This is a genomic window from uncultured Winogradskyella sp., from assembly GCF_947498345.1.
Lineage (GTDB): Bacteria > Bacteroidota > Bacteroidia > Flavobacteriales > Flavobacteriaceae > Winogradskyella.
The window spans coordinates 378,183-396,551 of sequence record NZ_CANMJY010000002.1 but is presented as its reverse complement, the minus strand read 5'-3'; the positions used below and the strand labels follow the sequence as shown (position 1 = coordinate 396,551).

Here is an 18,369-nt window from a genome sequence, read left to right as displayed (position 1 = left end):
AAATAAATTATAGTATCTGTAAATTAAAGTGGTTAAGTATGGTGAAGGTGATTTGGAGTATTCACTTACTAAAGATATAAAATAATTTTTAATGTAAGAAAAATCTTTTAATAAAAATATAATTAATTGCTAAACAATTTTTTAAATCATACGATAATGTACGTAAAAACAAATAAGTATCATTATATAATGAGTTAAATACTCCTCTTTAAAATCAACTCTACAAACTCTAAAAATAAGCTTTCAACTGAATTGTACCTGTATGGATTACCTCTGAGGTTTCTGTTTTACGTCCAAAATAATTTAAATTCAAATCCAGAAACTTTGTTAGTTTCTTTTGTGCTAACAAACTCCATGTGTAGTTTTTTCCAGGTTGTAAACCTTCCAGCATTTGGTAAGCCACAGGTGTGTTGGGGTCTCCTTCATATTCGTTCTGAAAAAAATTAAACTCACCTGTCAATGCAATTTTTTGAGCATTGTTATACGTAAAGGACACTCCATAATTATTTTGGGATAAGGTTTCGAGACCAGCTATGGTATTGCGCTTTGAAGTGTATTGGTAAAACACATCGAATTGTGCATTTTCGCTAAATAAGTACGATAGTTTTGGTTGAAAGCGTTCTTCTTCAATATTAAAATTTCGATTGGTAAAGTTCTCACTAATACTTTCATCAGTGCCAAAACTAGCCAGTGCATTAGCTAACCACATCTTGGCAAACTTATGGTTAAAATTCAACTGATGATTGGTTAACTTATTCTCCTGAAATCCTATAGATAGCAAGTTTCTACTTGTATTCGTTAAAAATGTGTACGATGTGGTATAGCGTTGTTTACCTCGGTTATAAAACAACACATTTCGTACACTATTGTTTAAAGCCAACTGATTTTCCTCATCTTCCTTAAAAGGGTTAAGGCTAAAATTATTCCCCTCTCTACGCACTTTTCTATCAATTAAATATGAGGTTTGGTTATAAAAATGCGAAAAGAATTTCTTCGTTTTATTTTCAGATTTATTCCATTGAATAGGATTAATGGTCAATGTCTGGCTCAGTCTATTTTGATGTGTCCTTACAAAGATCTGATTAGGTAATAATACTCTAATGTAACTGCCTTGGTCGGCAAATTGGGCAAGTTCAAACTCATTGAGTTCTTGTATGCCATTTTCATTATAATCTATCCAGGTGTACGCTCCTTGACCCGCTTCAACCTCAACATAGGTAAAATCTTGTTGTGGTAAGGTCCCGGAATTAGTTTCAAAACTGGTATTCCACATCACAAGATTATTAAAGAATTTTTGGTTGTAATTTAATCTACTATTTAAACTTTGCTCATCCTCAGTAGACTGATCTTCGGCTTTTAAATCTCTAAAATTTACAAACAACTGCAGATTGGTATTTTTATTCTGAATCAATCGCGATTTTAAATAATATGTGTTAGAGGTATTGACGCGTTCTACTAAATTATTCCGTAAGCTATCATTAAAACGTTTGATGTATCCGACTTCAGCAAAAACTTTTGTACTGTCGCCAATACCTACAAAAGCCTCGTAAGCTGTAAACTTTTGACTTAATGGTGTTAAGGAGTCTGTGGCAATTACAGTTTGCTCGTTATCTTCTATCGCAAACTTTGCACCTGCCCATTTATTCCCTTTACCATACACAACACGATTAAATGACCTTAAAAAGGTAGAACGGTTTATGGTACTTTCACTATTTAAAAAACTAGAGTTAGAAAATATATTAAAATTACCCAAACGCAAATTTGCTGTTACGTTATGGCGATTTCCTTTAAAATTATCTGCATAGTCTAAGTATTCGAAATTATACGCTGCTGTTCCTTTTTTAGAGTGTGCCAATTGTAATCCTGAGGTCAATAACACCTGATCACCAAAATTAAAATTGCCTTGGTCATCTCTATCATCATCTAAGTTCCAGTCGCGATTAAATTCTGCTCTGTATAATCGTTGAATGGTTCTAAAATTCTTCTGAATAAAATCAGCATCAACCAAAGCCGATAAATTCCATAGGCTATCTGTTTTTATGAGTTTTTGATTTACTCTTAGTTTTCCTGCAAAGCCATCATTATCGTCATCATCTATGCCAGAAAAGAGATTAAGATCATTCTTGCTTCCTGCCAATTCAAAAAATACATCTGTTTTTTCAGTTGGTTTATAACGACCATTTAAAACCGCTATTTGCAAACGTTCTGGTGCAACCAACTGCGTAATAGGCTCGTAATTTCCTTGCGGTACACCTGCAATTGGTGGTACATATTCAAAAATATTACTCACGGCATTACTATTCATCAAAACATAGTTACCTTGATTAGCACCAACTAAAGAAAAACTTACGCTAAACAATTCATCATCGGGATTTTGAGAAAACACAAACACTTCTTCCCCATCAATAATCTCTTGTCGGTATAGAATTCTATTTTCAGAAAATGACTCTGACGTTGCAGATGGAGCAACCATCAAACTCCTATCATCTCCTGCATTAGCTAAAATTTGCGTTTGCTCTGATGATAAATTTTGTTGTAAGGGTTGGTTTTTAGCATCACTTTCAGAATACACAGAAACATTTAGACTTAGTTTTTCGGACTTATAGGAACTACCGCCAAACACAGTAAATCGCGAATAGTTACGTTCGCTAAATTGGTAATCCACTGTGATTCGCATTTCGGAAGTGATAGGATAGGTAGAATTAAAAATAATTTCACCAGCATTGTAATCGATGATGTAATCTCTGTTCTCACCACGCTCTAAAGGGATACCATTAACATAGACGGTTTCACTTCCTGAGACAATAAGCACAAAGAGTTCATTGTTAGGACCACGTAATTTATAAGGCCCTTGGTTACCTTCTTGCGCTGTAAATTGCGTGGTTGTAAATTGTCCCCTTACCAGTGCACCTGAGGCAAAAACATTAGTTTTTTCACTCAAATTGGCATTGACCAGCAGGCCTTGTACACGCTTAGAAAAGTTAGCAAAATAACTATTGGCATTTACCAAATCAACATCACCAGCACGTATATTCCAGTTCTCACTAAAAAGCTCTATAAACACCTGATCGAATTCATCCAAACGTTGCGAATATCCACTTTCTTGTAACGGAATATTAGCATCTTGTATCGATGCTCTTAGAGACACCTTATCGCTCAATTTACCAGAAATCTGTAAATCGAGTTCACTATTTAATACAGAGTTTTGATTATTACCAATCGTTACACCTCTTGAGATGCTTCCAGATGTAGTTAAGCCATCAAAAGGTGTAAAGGTATTTTGCTTTTTAGTGTTTTCGAGTTTATATAAAGCTTCCGTACCAGAACCCGATCGATCTACAATCACATTATCATCTAATTGCTTATAAATTTTAGTTAGAAATTTTGGATAGCTTAGGTATTCAACTTCAATAGTATCTAATTTAATAGAGTGATTAAAACGTAGAATAGCTTTAGAAAAGTCGATTGTATATGCGGTAGAATCTAAAACTTTACCATCTTTTGTTTTTATAACAAATTTTGAAGGATTAATACTTACAGAATCTATTTGTATAGAATCTTTAACTGCAAAACGCTTTTTTTTATAGTTACTAGAATTCTCTTGAGAAAACCCCAAAAAAGAACATAAAACTAATACCAATTGTAACGCTTGCTTCATCTAGAATAATAACTGCCTAAACCCTAAAATATTTTAAAGTTAAAACAGGCTTAAAATAATAGTGTAAAAGTAGGTTATTATTTAATTTAGCAGAACACTGAAAGTTTAATTAAAAAGAGCAGCTCACTGGCGTTTATATGAAGTGAGTTCTGTAGATTAAAAATTGTATGAAAATAACATCTTATAACGTTAACGGTATTAGAGCTGCCGTAAATAAAGGCTTTATTGATTGGTTAAAAGCTACAAATCCGGATGTAATTTGTTTACAAGAAATTAAAGCTATGAAAGAACAGCTCGACCTTAGTTTGTTTAAAGATGCAGGCTATGCCTATAATTATTGGTTTAGTGCACAGAAAAAAGGGTATAGCGGAGTTGCCATACTATCAAAGACAGAACCAAACCATATTGAATTTGGTACTGGTATCGCATCTATGGATTTTGAAGGTAGGAACATTAGAGCAGATTTTGACGATGTCTCTGTAATGAGTATGTATTTACCTTCTGGAACTAATGATGCCAGGTTAGCCCATAAGTTTGAGTATATGGATCTAATCCATAGCTATTTAAATAATCTTCAAAAGGAAAAGCCAAACTTAGTGGTTTGTGGCGATTATAATATTTGTCATGAAGCCATAGACATTCACAACCCAAAAATGAAAGGGGTTTCCGGGTTTTTACCAGAAGAGCGTGAATGGTTAGGAAACTTTATTAACAGTGGCTTTATTGATAGTTACCGTTATCTACACCCTGAAAAACAAGAGTTTTCGTGGTGGAGCTATAGAGCTAATGCCAGAGCAAATAATAAAGGCTGGCGTTTAGACTACGCGATGGCAAGTACACCTTTGCAAGAAAATATTAAACGAAGCGTTATACTCACTGAAGCAGTACACAGCGATCATTGTCCAATTTTATTAGAACTAGAATTTTAAAACATAAATCATGATTAAACGACTTTTATTAATCACCTTAACATTAAGTTTATTTACATCTTGTGTTTCAAAAAAAATCTACACAGATCTTGAAGACAAGTATGCTAACCTTAAAAAAGAAAACCGGTCCTTAACAGATGAGTTAGAGACACTTTCTAATGATAAAACAAAGCTCTCTAATGACTTAAATAGCTTACAATCTGCCTATGATAGTGCTGTAAAGGAACGAGACCAACTACGTTCGGACTATGCTGCTACTAAAACAAATCTAGATAATCTTAAGGCCTCGTACGAAGCACTAGAAAAGAATAGCTCTACCGAAATTGCAAAGAACTCTAAAAAGAACCGAGAGCTTTTAGCTAAACTTGAAGCCAAAGAACAAGCTTTAGCTACAGAAAGTGAACGCCTTAATAACCTTAAAAAAGAATTAGAAAACCGTTCTAAACGTGTTGCTGAACTCGAAAGTGTTATAGCAGCAAAAGATGCGAACATGCGTGCTTTAAAAGATGCTATTTCTAAAGCCTTGACCAATTTTGAAGGTAAAGGTTTAACTGTTGAGCAACGCAATGGAAAAGTCTATGTCTCAATGGAAAACAAATTATTATTTCAGTCTGGTAGTTGGTCTGTTGGAACCGAAGGTCGTAAAGCTGTACAGCAATTGGGAAGTGTACTGGCAGAAAATCCTGATATAGCTATTTTAATTGAAGGTCATACTGATGATGATCCATATAAAGGTAATGCGCAACTAAGCGGTAATTGGGATTTATCTACAAAACGTGCTACCGCAATTGTAAATATTTTAAGAGAGAATGCTTCTATTAATCCTGAAAACTTAACTGCTGCAGGTCGTGGTGAATATGCTCCTATAGCAAGTAATGAAACAGCAGAAGGCAAAGCAAAAAACAGACGTATAGAAGTGATTTTAACGCCTAAATTAGATGAGATTTCTAAGCTGTTGAGTGAGATATAATTTTAATGTCATTGTAAGCTGTCAAGCAGAGCAATCTCTTTAAAAAAATAAAAGTTTAATTTAATACGATTCCCTCTTTAGTGGGAAGTGAACATGAAATATACTACGCTACCACATACAGATATAAAAGTTAGCAAACTATGTCTAGGCACTATGACTTGGGGAAATCAAAACACGCAAGACGAAGGTTTTGCACAAATGGATTTAGCCATAGACAAAGGCATCAACTTCTTTGATGTTGCAGAATTATATCCAGTACCAGCTACAGCAGAGACCTATGCAGAAACCGAACGAATTATTGGTAACTGGTTTACAAAAACAGGAAACAGAGATAAGGTCGTTTTAGCGACTAAAATTGCAGGCCCAGGTGATTACACAGCACATATTAGAACCACTGGATTTAGCAAAGTGGCACTTAATGAAGCCGTTGACAATAGTCTAAAACGCTTACAGACCGATTATATTGATTTGTATCAGTTACATTGGCCAGAAAGAGAAACACTACTCTTTGGCACAAGAGACTATGTACACAATCCAAATGATAAATGGGAAGATAATTTTAATGAAATTCTTCATAACCTAGATGAAATCATTAAATCTGGTAAAATAAGACATGTTGGTATTTCTAACGAAGGAGCCTGGGGAACAATGAGATATTTAGAAGAAGCTAAATACAATAACTTGCCTCGTATGATTACCATTCAAAATGCTTATTCATTATTATGCCGTCCATTTGAAGGTGCTTTAGCAGAAATTGCTCACAGAGAAAGTATTGGTTTGTTAGCGTATTCTCCTATGGCTTTTGGTGTGTTATCTGGAAAATATATAAAAGGCACAGCCGCAGATAATGCACGTTTAAAATTATTTCCAAGGTTTGCTCGATATAGTGGAACCCAAGCTACAGAAGCCACAAAACGCTATTTAAAAATTGCAGAAGACCATAACATGGCTTTGGCACAAATGGCTTTGGCTTTTGTAAATGAACGACCGTTTTTAACTAGTAATATTATTGGAGCAACTAATTTAGAGCAATTAGAAGAAAACATTGATAGCATTAATATTTCGTTATCAGAAGAAGTGATGAAAGCTATTAATGCAGTGCATGCCGAGATTCCTAATCCTGCGCCTTAATAAGTTAAGTTTTAAAAATCAAAAAGCCCAATCGAGATTTCAATTGGGCTTTTTTCTAATAGATATTATTTGATTTTGTTACCATCTTTGTCAAAGAAATGGTATTCAAGATAAGTGTAAGCATCTCTAGGTAAAACTTTTACCCATTTTTTGTGTTCAAAGAACCACTTTGTACGTACTGACGGATACCCTTTGGTTAAAAAGGCCGCTATAAAAGGATGTGCATTTAAGGTTATCTTTTTATAGTCTTTCTTTAAAATCCTTTCGAGGTCTTGCTTAATGCGAGACACCACTTTAATTGGCGCTTCGATTTCGTCTCCTCCCACTAAATTAGGATTCTCTTCTTTAGTTTTTATATTGCGCTCTGGCCTAACGCGCTGTCTGGTAATTTGCACTAAACCAAACTTACTCGGCGGCAATATCTTGTGCTTTGCTTTGTCGTCTTTCATCTCATCTCTGAGATAGTTGTAAAGCTTTTTACGGTTTTCTGCGCGTCCCATATCGATAAAATCGACAACGATTATACCACCCATATCACGCAAGCGTAATTGGCGTGCAATCTCTGCAGCAGAAATCATATTAACTTCTAAGGCCGTATCTTCTTGGCTTTTTTCTTTGTTAGAACGGTTACCGCTATTTACATCAATAACATGCATAGCTTCTGTATGTTCTATAACCAAATACGCTCCTTTAGCCATAGAAACGGTTTTGCCAAACGATGTTTTTATTTGGCGTTCTATACCAAATTTTTCAAAAATTGGCACTCCGTTTTTGTAATACTTTACAATAGACTCTTTTTTCGGTGCAATCTGTTGCACGTAATCTTTTACTTGTAGGTACAATTCCTCATCATCTACAACAATACCAGAAAATGAATCATTAAAAATATCCCTTAAAATTGAGGATGCTTTGTTCATTTCTCCCAATACTTTAGTCGGGTGATGTGCTTTGTACAATTTTTTACACATTGCTGTCCATCTGCTCAGCAAATTCTGTAAATCACTATCGAGCTCGGCAACTTTTTTGCCTTCAGCTACTGTACGAATAATAACACCAAATCCTTTAGGTGTGATACTTTTAACAAGTCTTTTAAGGCGGTCCTTCTCTTCTTGCGATTCAATTTTTTGAGAAATTGAAATACGGTTAGAAAACGGCACCAGAACAATGTATCTTCCAGCAATAGATAATTCTGAACTAATGCGTGGTCCTTTAGTGGAAATTGGTTCTTTTACTACTTGTACTAAAATGGATTGATTAGATTTTAATGCATGTGCAATTTTGCCATGCTTATCTAAATCCTTTTCCATCGGAAAGTCTTTGAGATTATAATCTCTTAATTTTCCTGTGCTTACACGTTTAATGAATTTTAAAAGCGAAGGTAATTTTGGACCCAGATCATGATAGTGTAAAAAACCATCTTTCTCATAACCTACGTTAACAAACGCGGCATTTAGACCTGGCATAACTTTACGTATTTTGGCAATAAAAATATCACCTACTGCAAAGTTGTTATCCTCTTCGTCTTTATGTAATTCAATAAGTTTTCCATCTTTTAATAAGGCAAAATCAACAATATCTGAACTCGATCTTACGATTAATTCTTTGTTCATAATGTTAATTTATATCTAGCTCTTCATTGAGATAGATGGATTTTACTTAATGGGCATATTTAAACATTTTTCGTTTTAATAGAAAAAATATAAATGCGCCCAATTATTTGACACAGGATTTCTCGAAGTATTCGAGAATGTCCAACAAACTTAAGTGTACTCTATTAAATACGCTTAAATTCTATATCAAAGAACGTTTTTTAAAACTGAAAAAAGTAGCTGAAAAACTACTTTTAACAATTTATTTCTTTTTGTGACGATTAGCGCGTCTACGTTTTTTACGCTTATGCGTCGCTACCTTGTGTCTTTTTCTTTTTTTACCACTTGGCATAATAAATAATGCTTTTTAATTAATATTTTTTTAGTTCACTTCAACATTAGATTTTACACCTTCTAAAAATACTTTAGCTGGTTTAAAAGCTGGTATGTTGTGAGCTGGTATTTTAATCGTAGTATTTTTTGAAATGTTACGACCAGTTTTCTCAGCTCTTGTTTTAATAATGAAGCTTCCGAAACCTCTTAAATATACGTTATCACCACTTTCTAGAGATGATTTTACTTCTTCCATAAAAGTTTCTACCGTAGCTTGTACATCTCCTTTTTCTATTCCTAGTTTATCAGATATCTTAGCTACCAAATCGGCTTTTGTCATTGTTATTAGTTTTAGGGTTACTATAAATTCTAAGGGATGCAAATATATGTAATTTAATTTCAATATTTCAAGCGTAATTAATTAAAATTTAACGTAATAAAGATTTAATTTTGCTTTAATTATTTAAAAGTTAAATGGATTTTAAAAACAAACTAACTTATTGGTATTCAATTAATAAGCGAGAATTACCTTGGAGAAAGACAAAAAATCCATACTATATTTGGCTTTCAGAAATAATTTTACAGCAAACTCAGGTTAAACAAGGCTTACCTTATTATGAAGCTTTTGTTGAGCGGTATCCTACAGTTTTTGATCTGGCAAATGCTTCTGAACAAGACATTTTAAAACTATGGCAAGGTTTAGGGTATTACTCCAGAGCCAGAAACCTTCATACCACAGCAAAACATATTGCTTTTGAGTTAGATGGAGAATTTCCAGATAATTACAAAGATTTATTAAAGCTTAAAGGGGTAGGCGATTACACAGCTAGTGCCATAGCTTCTATAGCTTTTAATGAAGTTACTGCAGTAGTAGATGGTAATGTTTATAGGGTATTATCGCGTTTTTATGGTATTGACACTCCTATTAACTCAACTGTAGGGATTAAAGCTTTTAAAGCTTTGGCTACATCTTCAATTGACAAAAAAGACCCTGCGACATTTAACCAAGCTATTATGGAGTTTGGTGCTAAACAATGTAAACCCAGAAGTCCTGATTGCTCAGTATGCCCATTAAAAGATAGTTGTGTTGCGTTGCAAAAGAATTTAGTAAACGTGCTACCTGTAAAGTTGAAAAAAACTAAAGTTACCACTAAGTATTTCAATTTTTTAGTTTGTATTGATCAAAACAAAAACACCCTCTTAGAAAAACGTATAGGTAAAGGAATATGGCAAAACTTATATCAATTTCCATTAATTGAATCTGAAAAAAGCTTAAGTGCTGATGAGTTTCAACTATTAGATCTAAAAAGCACAGCATTAAGTAATCTTAAATTTGAATATTCGCTTTACAACGAAATGGATAAAGTTCATAAGCTTTCGCACCAACATCTGTACACCAAATTCTGGATTATTGAAGTTGATAAGTTGCCAAAACAGCGTATCTCTGTTGAAAGCTTGGTTGCATATCCTACTCCTGTTTTAATTAGTGATTTTATAAAGCAATTCAATTTTAACAGTATATAGAAATCACATTTTTTTATTAATTTTAAGGTTACTATCTAAAACTGTAACTTTGCAGGCTAAAACAAAATTATTATGTCAGGAACGTTAAACAAAGTAATGCTAATTGGGCATTTGGGAGATGAAGTAAAAATGCATTATTTCGATGACAAAAATTGTGTCGGTCGTTTCCCTTTGGCAACCAATGAAACTTATACCAACAAACAAACTAATGAACGTGTTTCTAATACAGAGTGGCACAATATTGTGGTAAGAAATAAAGCGGCTGAAATTTGCGAAAAATATCTTAGTAAAGGTGATAAAGTCTATATAGAAGGTCGTATTAAAACCAGAAAATGGACGGATGATAAAGGAATGGAGCGCTATTCTACCGAGATACAATGCACAGATTTTACATTCTTAACCAATAAGAACGAGCAACAGCAAGGTCAACGGCCTAACCCTGTACAACCATCACAACCTCAGCAACAACAAAATCAAAATAGTGTAGTGCCCGACGGTGATGATGATTTACCATTTTAAACTCAATTAATCTAATTTTATCTTGGACCCAGAACCCACGGTTTTAATTTCAAATTTATTAGTTACCAATACATCTTTCATTACAAGTGTTGTATTACTTTTTTTGCTTCTAGTTTGTTCTGCACTAATTTCAGGAGCTGAAGTAGCGCTATTTTCGTTAACTAAATCTAACATAGATAAAGGTTTAGAAAACAAATCTTTTGCTATGCAGGTTATCGCTACATTGTTAGAGCGCCCTAAAAAATTACTTGCCACCATTTTAGTTGCCAATAACTTTATAAACATAGCTATTGTATTGTTATTTGCTTATATCGGCGAAACACTTTTTAAAGATATTACGAGTACTATTCTTAGATTTATACTGGAAGTGGTTTCTGCGACGTTTTTAATCTTATTATTTGGTGAAATTATTCCAAAGATTTACGCAAGCAGAAATAGTGTGAAGTTTTCATCTTTTATGGCTAAGCCTTTAAGATTTTTAGATGTAGTATTTTCGCCCATCAGTCTGCCAATGCATTATGTAACGCTTAAAATTCAGGATAAGTTTGGCAAACAACAGTCTAACCTTAGTGTAGATCAATTGTCTCAAGCTTTAGAACTCACCAATAACCAAGATACGACACAAGAAGAGCAAAAGCTACTGCAGGGTATTGTTTCGTTTGGAAACACAGACACTAAGCAAGTAATGCGGCCAAGAATGGATTTATTTGCCTTAAGTATTGATACTCCATTTGAAACTATTATAGAGGATATTATTGATAATGGTTACTCTAGAATTCCAGTATATGAGGAAAGTATTGACACCATAAAAGGTATTCTCTATGTAAAGGATCTTTTGCCACACTTAAACAAGAAAAAATTTAACTGGACTAACTTATTACGAGACCCTTTCTTTGTTCCTGAGAACAAAAAGTTAGATGATTTAATGGTTGATTTTCAGGCAAAAAAAGTGCATCTAGCCGTTGTAGTCGATGAATATGGTGGCACTTCTGGTTTGGTTTCTTTAGAAGATATTATAGAGGAGATTGTTGGTGATATTAGCGATGAATACGATGATGACGATTTAATCTATACCAAGTTAGATAATAACAATTACAGTTTTGAAGGTAAAACACCTTTAAAGGACGTGTATAAAATCGTTGGTATAGAAGATGATGTAGAAGATTTTGAAAACCGTAAAGGAGAAGCTGAAACTTTAGCTGGCTTTGTATTGGAAATCTCTGGCGGTTTTCCAAGAATAGGTAGTAAAATAAATTTTAAAAATTACGTTTTTACTATAGAAGCTTTAGAGCGAAAGCGTATAAAGCAAATTAAACTAACTTTACTTAAGCCTAATTTATGAAACGTATAGTTATTCCTCTTTTAAGTTTTTTTATGTTGGGCTGTGGTGATGACGCCTTACCAAAACCAAAAGGGTATTTAAGGTTAGAATATCCTGCCGCTGTATATAAAAAAGCTATCATACCTCTTCCTTTTAGTTTTGACAAGAACAAACTTGCGGAGCCGATATCTAAAGTAAAAACATCGGGCAAATCTAAGGGTATTGATGTAAAGTATACCAGTTTAAAAGCCACAATTTACCTTACATACAAAGCGGTAAATAGTGATAATTTAGACAGCTTGCTACGCGATGCTCAAAACCTAACGCAAAAGCACACAATTAAAGCTGATGAAATTTCGCAAAACGAGTTTCAGAATAGTGAGCATAAGGTTTACGGTATGCTTTATGAAATTGGTGGTGATGCAGCTTCGCAATCGCAATTTTATGTTACAGATAGTATTAACCACTTTCTAAGTGGGTCTTTGTATTTTTATGCAAAGCCCAATTATGATTCTATTTATCCAGCCTCAGAATATTTAAAGAAAGATATTAAGCAGATTATGGAATCTATACGTTGGAAAGATTAACGGTTCTTGGATTGAGTAATAAAAAAAGCAGCCAATTGGCTGCTTTTTTTATTATATAACTTAAAGCTACTATATTAGAATTTGTAAATTAAACTTACATTATAAGTTCTACCATCGGTATTAAAGAACCCAAAACGATCTGAGTTACTTACCACTATATTATCAAAGGCATTAAAAACATTACCTCTTAAGACAAGAGAATCATTATTACCAAAGTTGTATGTGTAAGTAAGACCAAAGTCTGTTAAGCTATATGCTGCTACTTTACCAACGTTTCGTGTTTGTATAGCTGTACGATCATGCTCGTAGTTGTTACCAAAATAATTGATATTACCATCAATCGATAATGAACTTGTAATTTTAGCATTAGCGGAGAATCCAGCAGTAGTTTGTGCTATACCAGGTACTCGCACACCATCTCTATCTTCAGCCTCACTAGAACTTATTAACTCGCCTGTATCCTCATTAAATGTATCAGAAGTACTAGCTCCTTCAAACTTCCAGCTACCAGCAGATAAGAATCCGTTTAGTCTTAACCAACTTGTTGGGCGATATATAAAATCTAGCTCGGCACCTATATGCTTTTGATTAATCCCTCTTTCAAAGAAACTCACCTCTATATCATCACTCGGGTCACCAGGAGTACCATTATCAATAGTACCACCACCAGCTACATCAACTCTATTCTCCCATTGTGTATGATAGAAGTTGGCAACAGCAGTAAAGTTATCACATATTTTAAATTCGTAACCTATTTCAACACCTGTAATATCTTCATTGTCAACTTCAGGGCTTACTAATGTATTTTCTCTTCTTATGTTTTCAAATACATTATCTAAAAATGGTTGTCTAGAATAATAACCTGCGTTAATAAAGAATTTGTTAGCATCATTTATCGCATAGCTTACACCACCTTTTATGTTATAACCAACTTTATTTAAATCGTCAGAATCTCCAAGGTTATCATCTGAATAAGAAATATGTCTTCCTTCTCTTACATAGGTTTGATTAGATACTGCAGCTTGAATAAACGTAGAAAATTTATCTTTAGAATATTCTAGTTGAGTAAATAAGCCTTGGTAGGTAATTGTCTCCGAGTAATCATAATCAATTCTATCATCTTCATCAGCAAAATCAAATAAGGCAGCCCATGGGTCAGCATCGTATGTTTCAGTATAAACAACACCATCTTCTTCCCAGCCTTCTAAGCCATATAGATCAACAATTTGTCTAAAGTGATCACCTTTATAGTATCTTAAATCAGTACCTACATTAAATGATAAGTTTTCAGTAAACTCATGGTTAAAATTAGATACAATGCCGTACCAAGCATGATTATTCATAGACGCTCTTCTAATGTAACCAGGTCCATCATCACCACCCATCGAAACACCTATTGCCTCATTAGCTTGTTCAATAGCAAAATAATCTATTTGACCATCGGCTGTTCTGATTCGGCCTTCACCTCGAGGACCAGTTCCTCCACCACGTCCCCATGAGGCATATAATACAGTAGATAAACTAGACTTATCATTGATAGTCCAATCCCAGTTAAGATTCATAACAGGCTTGTGATAAAAATTACGACGTTCAGAATCTATCTCAGAAGTGTAACGTCCGTTTTCTTCACTACTAGTATAACCCCAATGTTGGTTAAACTTAGGGTCATCTTTAATTCTTTGTCTACTCTGAGACCAGCGCTGACCGTGAGCCTGAGGCGCACCAGTTAACAAGAAATTGAAATTGTGTCTTTCATTTGGCTTGTAACCCACAGAGAAAAAATAGTTTTGACCTTCACCAAATGTTCCTTCAGCCCAGCTTCTGTGCGCTTGCCAATGGTCTATTAAAAATGAAAATGCCCAGCCTTTATCATTTACACCTGTATTATACTCTGCTGTAGTTTTAAAATAGCTATCGTTACCTGCTAAAAAACGCACAGAGCCTCCTCTTTGCTTATCTGCTGCTTTGGTTACAATATTTACAGTACCACCAACAGATGAGATCGCTAATTTTGAAGCGCCTAACCCACGTTGAACCTGAATTGCGTTTGCAACATCTGCAACACCTTGCCAATTAGACCAGAATATACGACCATCTTCTTGAGAGTTTATTGGTTGACCATTTAATAGTACTGCTGTATTGGTATCATCAAAACCTCTTACAAATAATGCACTGTCACCAAAACCACCACCACCAGGAGAAACGAAGACAGATGGTGTACTTTTTAGTATCTCAGTAACTTCAACGTTACCCACACCTTTTGCTTGAATCTCTGCTTTTTTAACTGTAGCTACAGCAACTGGAGTCTTTCGGCCTTCTGCTAAATCAATAACTCCAGAACCTATAATAACAACCTCATCTAAACTATTGTCTGAGTTAAGTGCTATTGTTCCTAAATCTGCATCTCCATTAAACTGAATAGTTTTAGATTCGTATCCTACATAAGAGATTACGATCTCACCAGAATCTGATTGGGTCGTTAAAGTAAAAGTACCCTCAAAGTCTGTTGTTACACCATTTGTTGTTCCTTTTTCGAGCACATTAGCCCCAGGAAGAGGTGAGTTCATCTCTGCATCTATTACTTTACCTTTAATAGTGCTTTGAGCAAACGCTACTGTAGTGAAGAGCATCATTACAGTTGCAAATAAAAATTGGTTAAATTTTTTCATATAAAATTTAAGTTAATTGGTTTCAATATTCTCCGCAAAATTACAACTAACTATGGTTATAATATTACCTAAATGTTAAAAATTTTAACACCACTAAGTTAATTATACATTTAACAATTTTTATGCATGCATAATTAATTTTTCAGAAACTTTTTAACAAATTTTAACGATTTTTTCTATAAAAAGCTACTAAGTTTTGAGTAGAACTATCGTGTTGAGAAGAGTTTTCAGAAGAATTAAGTTCTTTTAGTATAGATTTCGCTAATTGTTTACCTAATTCTACACCAAATTGATCATAACTATAGATATTCCAAATGATACCTTGTACAAAGATTTTATGTTCGTACATAGCAATAAGCTTTCCTAAGCTTTCGGGTGTTAATTTTTGAATTAAGATTGAAGTTGTTGGTTTATTACCTTCAAATATTTTAAAAGGTAATAATTTTTCTATTTCGGCTTTTGAAAGAGATTGGTCTTTTAACTCGGATAAAACTTCCGCTTCAGTTTTACCATTCATCAAAGCTTCTGTTTGCGCAAAATAATTAGACATTAACTTATCGTGATGCTCCATATTACCATGAAGTGATTCTACAAAACCAATAAAATCTGTTGGAATCAATTTTGTACCTTGATGGATGAGCTGAAAAAAAGCATGTTGCGAGTTGGTTCCTGGCTCTCCCCAAATTAAAGTCCCTGTTTGATAATTAATTGTATTACCCGCTCTATCGACACTTTTTCCATTACTTTCCATAATACCTTGTTGCAAGTATGTAGCAAATTGGTTTAAATATTGTGTATATGGAATTATGGCTTCACTTTCGGCTTTGAAAAAATTATTATACCAAACAGTAAGTAATGCAGATACCACAGGAATATTATCTTTAAAGTCTGTAGTTTTAAAATGTTCATCCATTTTATGGGCACCCTCTAGTAAGTTTTCAAAGTTTTCGTAACCTAAGGCAAGGCTAATAGATAAACCTACTGCACTCCACAATGAAAAACGACCGCCTACCCAATCCTTCATTGGAAAAATATTGGCTTCATCAATACCAAAGGTTTTTACGCTTTCTATATTTGTAGATACCGCAACAAAATGTTTTGAAATGGCCTCTTTTGGTAAACTTTCTATGAACCAGTCTCTAATAGAATTTGCATTAGATAAGGTTTCTTGCGTAGTAAAGGTTTTGGAAACTACAACGAAAAGTGTTGTTTCCGGGTTTAAGTTTTTAATCACCTCTCTATGATGGTCACCATCTACATTGCTAACAAAATGTGTGTTAAGGTGGTTTTTGTAATATTGAAGCGAATCTACAACCATTGCTGGTCCTAGATCAGAACCACCAATACCAATATTTACAACATCAGTAATAGCTTTACCTGTAAAGCCTTTATACTCACCACTGACAACTGCTTTGGTAAATGTTTTTATTTTTTCTTTAACCTCATATACCTTAGGAATCACATTTTCCCCATCCACAAAAATGGTTTCATCTTTTGAGGTTCTAAGTGCCGTATGTAAAACTGCTCTTCCTTCAGTAGCATTAATGATATCTCCTTTAAAATATTTTGAAATAGCATCTTTTAAATCTACTTCATTAGCAAGTTGAATTAATAAATCCAAGGTTTCGGTTGTAACTCTATTTTTAGAGAAATCTACATAAAAGTCTTGCCATTTAATGGTCAAATCATTTGCTCTATTTATGTTAGAGCTAAACAATGTTTTTAGATGCTTAGACTTTATAGTCTCAAAATGTGATCGTAATTGCTCCCAAGATTTAGTTTGAGAAGGGTTTGTAGATTTTAATGCCATTATTGTATGTCGGTAATTGGGTCTTCAGTTATTGTATTTTCTGGTTCTATGTGATCCGTTTCTAAGAAAAAGATATTGTCTAATTGCTGTCTTATAGGTTTTATATATTCTAAGTATTGAGCTTTAAGACTATCTGAAATGGGCTTAGCTTCTGGTAGTTTTTGCTTAAAAGGGTCTACTTGTTTTCCGTTTTTCCAAAAACGATAACACACATGTGGACCTCCAGAATTACCAGTCATACCAACCCAACCAATAATATCCCCCTGTTTTACAAATTGTCCTTTTTTTACATTTTGTGCCTTCATATGTAAATACTGAGTAGTATAGGTATCATTATGTCTAATCTTTACATATTTACCATTTCCTCCTCGTCTGGTAGATTCAATTACTGTTCCATTTGCTGTAGCCATAATTGGAGTACCTATAGGTGCAGCAAAATCTGTCCCTTTGTGTGGTCGCACTTTATAACCATAATAAGCTATGCGTCGCTTAAGGTTGTAACGAGAAGACAAGCGTCCAAACTTTACAGGCATTTTTAAAAATGCGCGTCGTAAATTTTTTGCGTCTTCACTAAAATAGTCTACTATGTTTTTAATAGAATCTGTTTTAAACTCAAAAGCATATAATGAGTCCCCATTATGCTCAAAGTAAGCTGCTTTTACATTATGTACACCTGCATAAATACTATCGTCTATATATTTGTCTGTATAAATTACTTTAAATCTATCACCAGGTTGTAGTCTTCTAAAGTCTATAGTCCATGCATAAATATCATCAGCCATTTTATAAGCTAACACCTGACTTAAACCTTTATTCTCTAAAGTTTCGGAGATATTGTTTTCAATAATACCAGTAGCTGTTTTTTCAACATAGGTAATCGGTTTTGTTTTGGTGTAGGCCTGAATAGAATCTTTGAAATCAATTACCACATAATCTTCTAGGTTCTGTTGGTATATAAATGTAGTAGGCTTTTGAATACTATCATTTGCATCCTCTTTGGCAAAAAGAAGTGTGTAAGGCTTACCTACTTGAAGTTTTGTAGCAATATCAAAAGTATCTTTTGCTCTTTCTGCAATTTGATAGATCTTAGGGTACCCAATATTATTACGTTCTAGAATAATACCAAAAGTATCCCCTTTTTTTATAGTGTCTCTTTTAAATTCATATTGATCAAGATCAAAACCAAATTCTAGAATTTTTTCTTTTTCAACGGTTTCAGTAATTTCTTTTTTGTAAGCTTCTTCAGTTGAATTATCGTCTTTACATGCCAAAAAACAAACCGTAATTACGGTTATTGCTATTAGTCTTTTTAAGTGCATTAATGCTGCT

General features: G+C 33.8%; 13 protein-coding genes. 7 read left to right on the top strand and 6 right to left on the bottom strand.

The features are described from left to right. Positions 1-229: 229 nt before the first annotated feature. On the bottom strand, positions 230-3,658 hold the full coding sequence (locus Q0912_RS04885; protein WP_299112628.1) for a hypothetical protein: 3,429 nt from the start codon (positions 3,656-3,658) through the stop codon (positions 230-232). Positions 3,659-3,825: 167 nt separating this feature from the next. Between Q0912_RS04885 and Q0912_RS04880 the strand changes: the two genes are divergently transcribed. The 3 genes from Q0912_RS04880 (at position 3,826) to Q0912_RS04870 (ending at position 6,688) form a co-directional block, all read left to right on the top strand. Further along, the gene (locus Q0912_RS04880; RefSeq protein WP_299112627.1) at positions 3,826-4,587 is read left to right on the top strand and encodes an exodeoxyribonuclease III; all 762 of its coding nucleotides are present in this window, start codon (positions 3,826-3,828) and stop codon (positions 4,585-4,587) included. 10 nt (positions 4,588-4,597) lie between these two features. Then, on the top strand, positions 4,598-5,557 hold the full coding sequence (locus Q0912_RS04875) for an OmpA family protein (protein WP_299112626.1): 960 nt from the start codon (positions 4,598-4,600) through the stop codon (positions 5,555-5,557). A gap of 93 nt (positions 5,558-5,650) precedes the next feature. Then, a complete protein-coding gene (locus Q0912_RS04870; protein ID WP_299112625.1) occupies positions 5,651-6,688 on the top strand; it encodes an aldo/keto reductase in 1,038 nt (345 codons plus the stop codon). Positions 6,689-6,753: 65 nt separating this feature from the next. Here the strand turns inward: Q0912_RS04870 and Q0912_RS04865 are convergent, their stop codons facing one another. Continuing rightward, positions 6,754-8,298 carry a ribonuclease E/G gene (locus Q0912_RS04865; RefSeq protein WP_299112624.1) on the bottom strand — a complete coding sequence of 515 codons (1,545 nt, stop codon included), beginning with the start codon at positions 8,296-8,298 and terminating at the stop codon, positions 6,754-6,756. 361 nt (positions 8,299-8,659) lie between these two features. Then, a complete protein-coding gene (locus tag Q0912_RS04860) occupies positions 8,660-8,950 on the bottom strand; it encodes an HU family DNA-binding protein (RefSeq protein ID WP_185788003.1) in 291 nt (96 codons plus the stop codon). 134 nt (positions 8,951-9,084) lie between these two features. Between Q0912_RS04860 and mutY the strand changes: the two genes are divergently transcribed. From mutY to gldD, 4 genes are all read left to right on the top strand, one after another. Next, positions 9,085-10,134, top strand: coding sequence for an A/G-specific adenine glycosylase (mutY, locus tag Q0912_RS04855; RefSeq protein WP_299112623.1), 1,050 nt, complete (start codon positions 9,085-9,087; stop codon positions 10,132-10,134). A 72-nt stretch (positions 10,135-10,206) separates the two neighbouring features. Further along, positions 10,207-10,653, top strand: coding sequence for a single-stranded DNA-binding protein (gene ssb / locus Q0912_RS04850; RefSeq protein WP_299112622.1), 447 nt, complete (start codon positions 10,207-10,209; stop codon positions 10,651-10,653). A gap of 22 nt (positions 10,654-10,675) precedes the next feature. Next, a complete protein-coding gene (locus tag Q0912_RS04845; protein WP_299112621.1) occupies positions 10,676-11,995 on the top strand; it encodes a gliding motility-associated protein GldE in 1,320 nt (439 codons plus the stop codon). Continuing rightward, the gene (gldD, locus tag Q0912_RS04840; protein WP_299112620.1) at positions 11,992-12,561 is read left to right on the top strand and encodes a gliding motility lipoprotein GldD; all 570 of its coding nucleotides are present in this window, start codon (positions 11,992-11,994) and stop codon (positions 12,559-12,561) included. Before Q0912_RS04845 ends, gldD begins: the two co-directional genes overlap by 4 nt. Positions 12,562-12,635: 74 nt before the next feature. Here the strand turns inward: gldD and Q0912_RS04835 are convergent, their stop codons facing one another. The 3 genes from Q0912_RS04835 to Q0912_RS04825 form a co-directional block, all read right to left on the bottom strand. Further along, positions 12,636-15,230: a carboxypeptidase-like regulatory domain-containing protein gene (locus Q0912_RS04835; RefSeq protein WP_299112619.1), complete on the bottom strand. Its 2,595-nt coding sequence runs from the start codon at positions 15,228-15,230 to the stop codon at positions 12,636-12,638. A gap of 163 nt (positions 15,231-15,393) precedes the next feature. Next, complete coding sequence (pgi, locus tag Q0912_RS04830) at positions 15,394-17,040, bottom strand: glucose-6-phosphate isomerase (protein WP_299112618.1); 1,647 nt, start codon at positions 17,038-17,040, stop codon at positions 15,394-15,396. Beyond that, positions 17,040-18,359 (bottom strand): peptidoglycan DD-metalloendopeptidase family protein, encoded by a 1,320-nt coding sequence (locus Q0912_RS04825; RefSeq protein WP_299112616.1) that lies wholly within the window; start codon positions 18,357-18,359, stop codon positions 17,040-17,042. Before Q0912_RS04825 ends, pgi begins: the two co-directional genes overlap by 1 nt. Positions 18,360-18,369 lie beyond the last annotated feature (10 nt).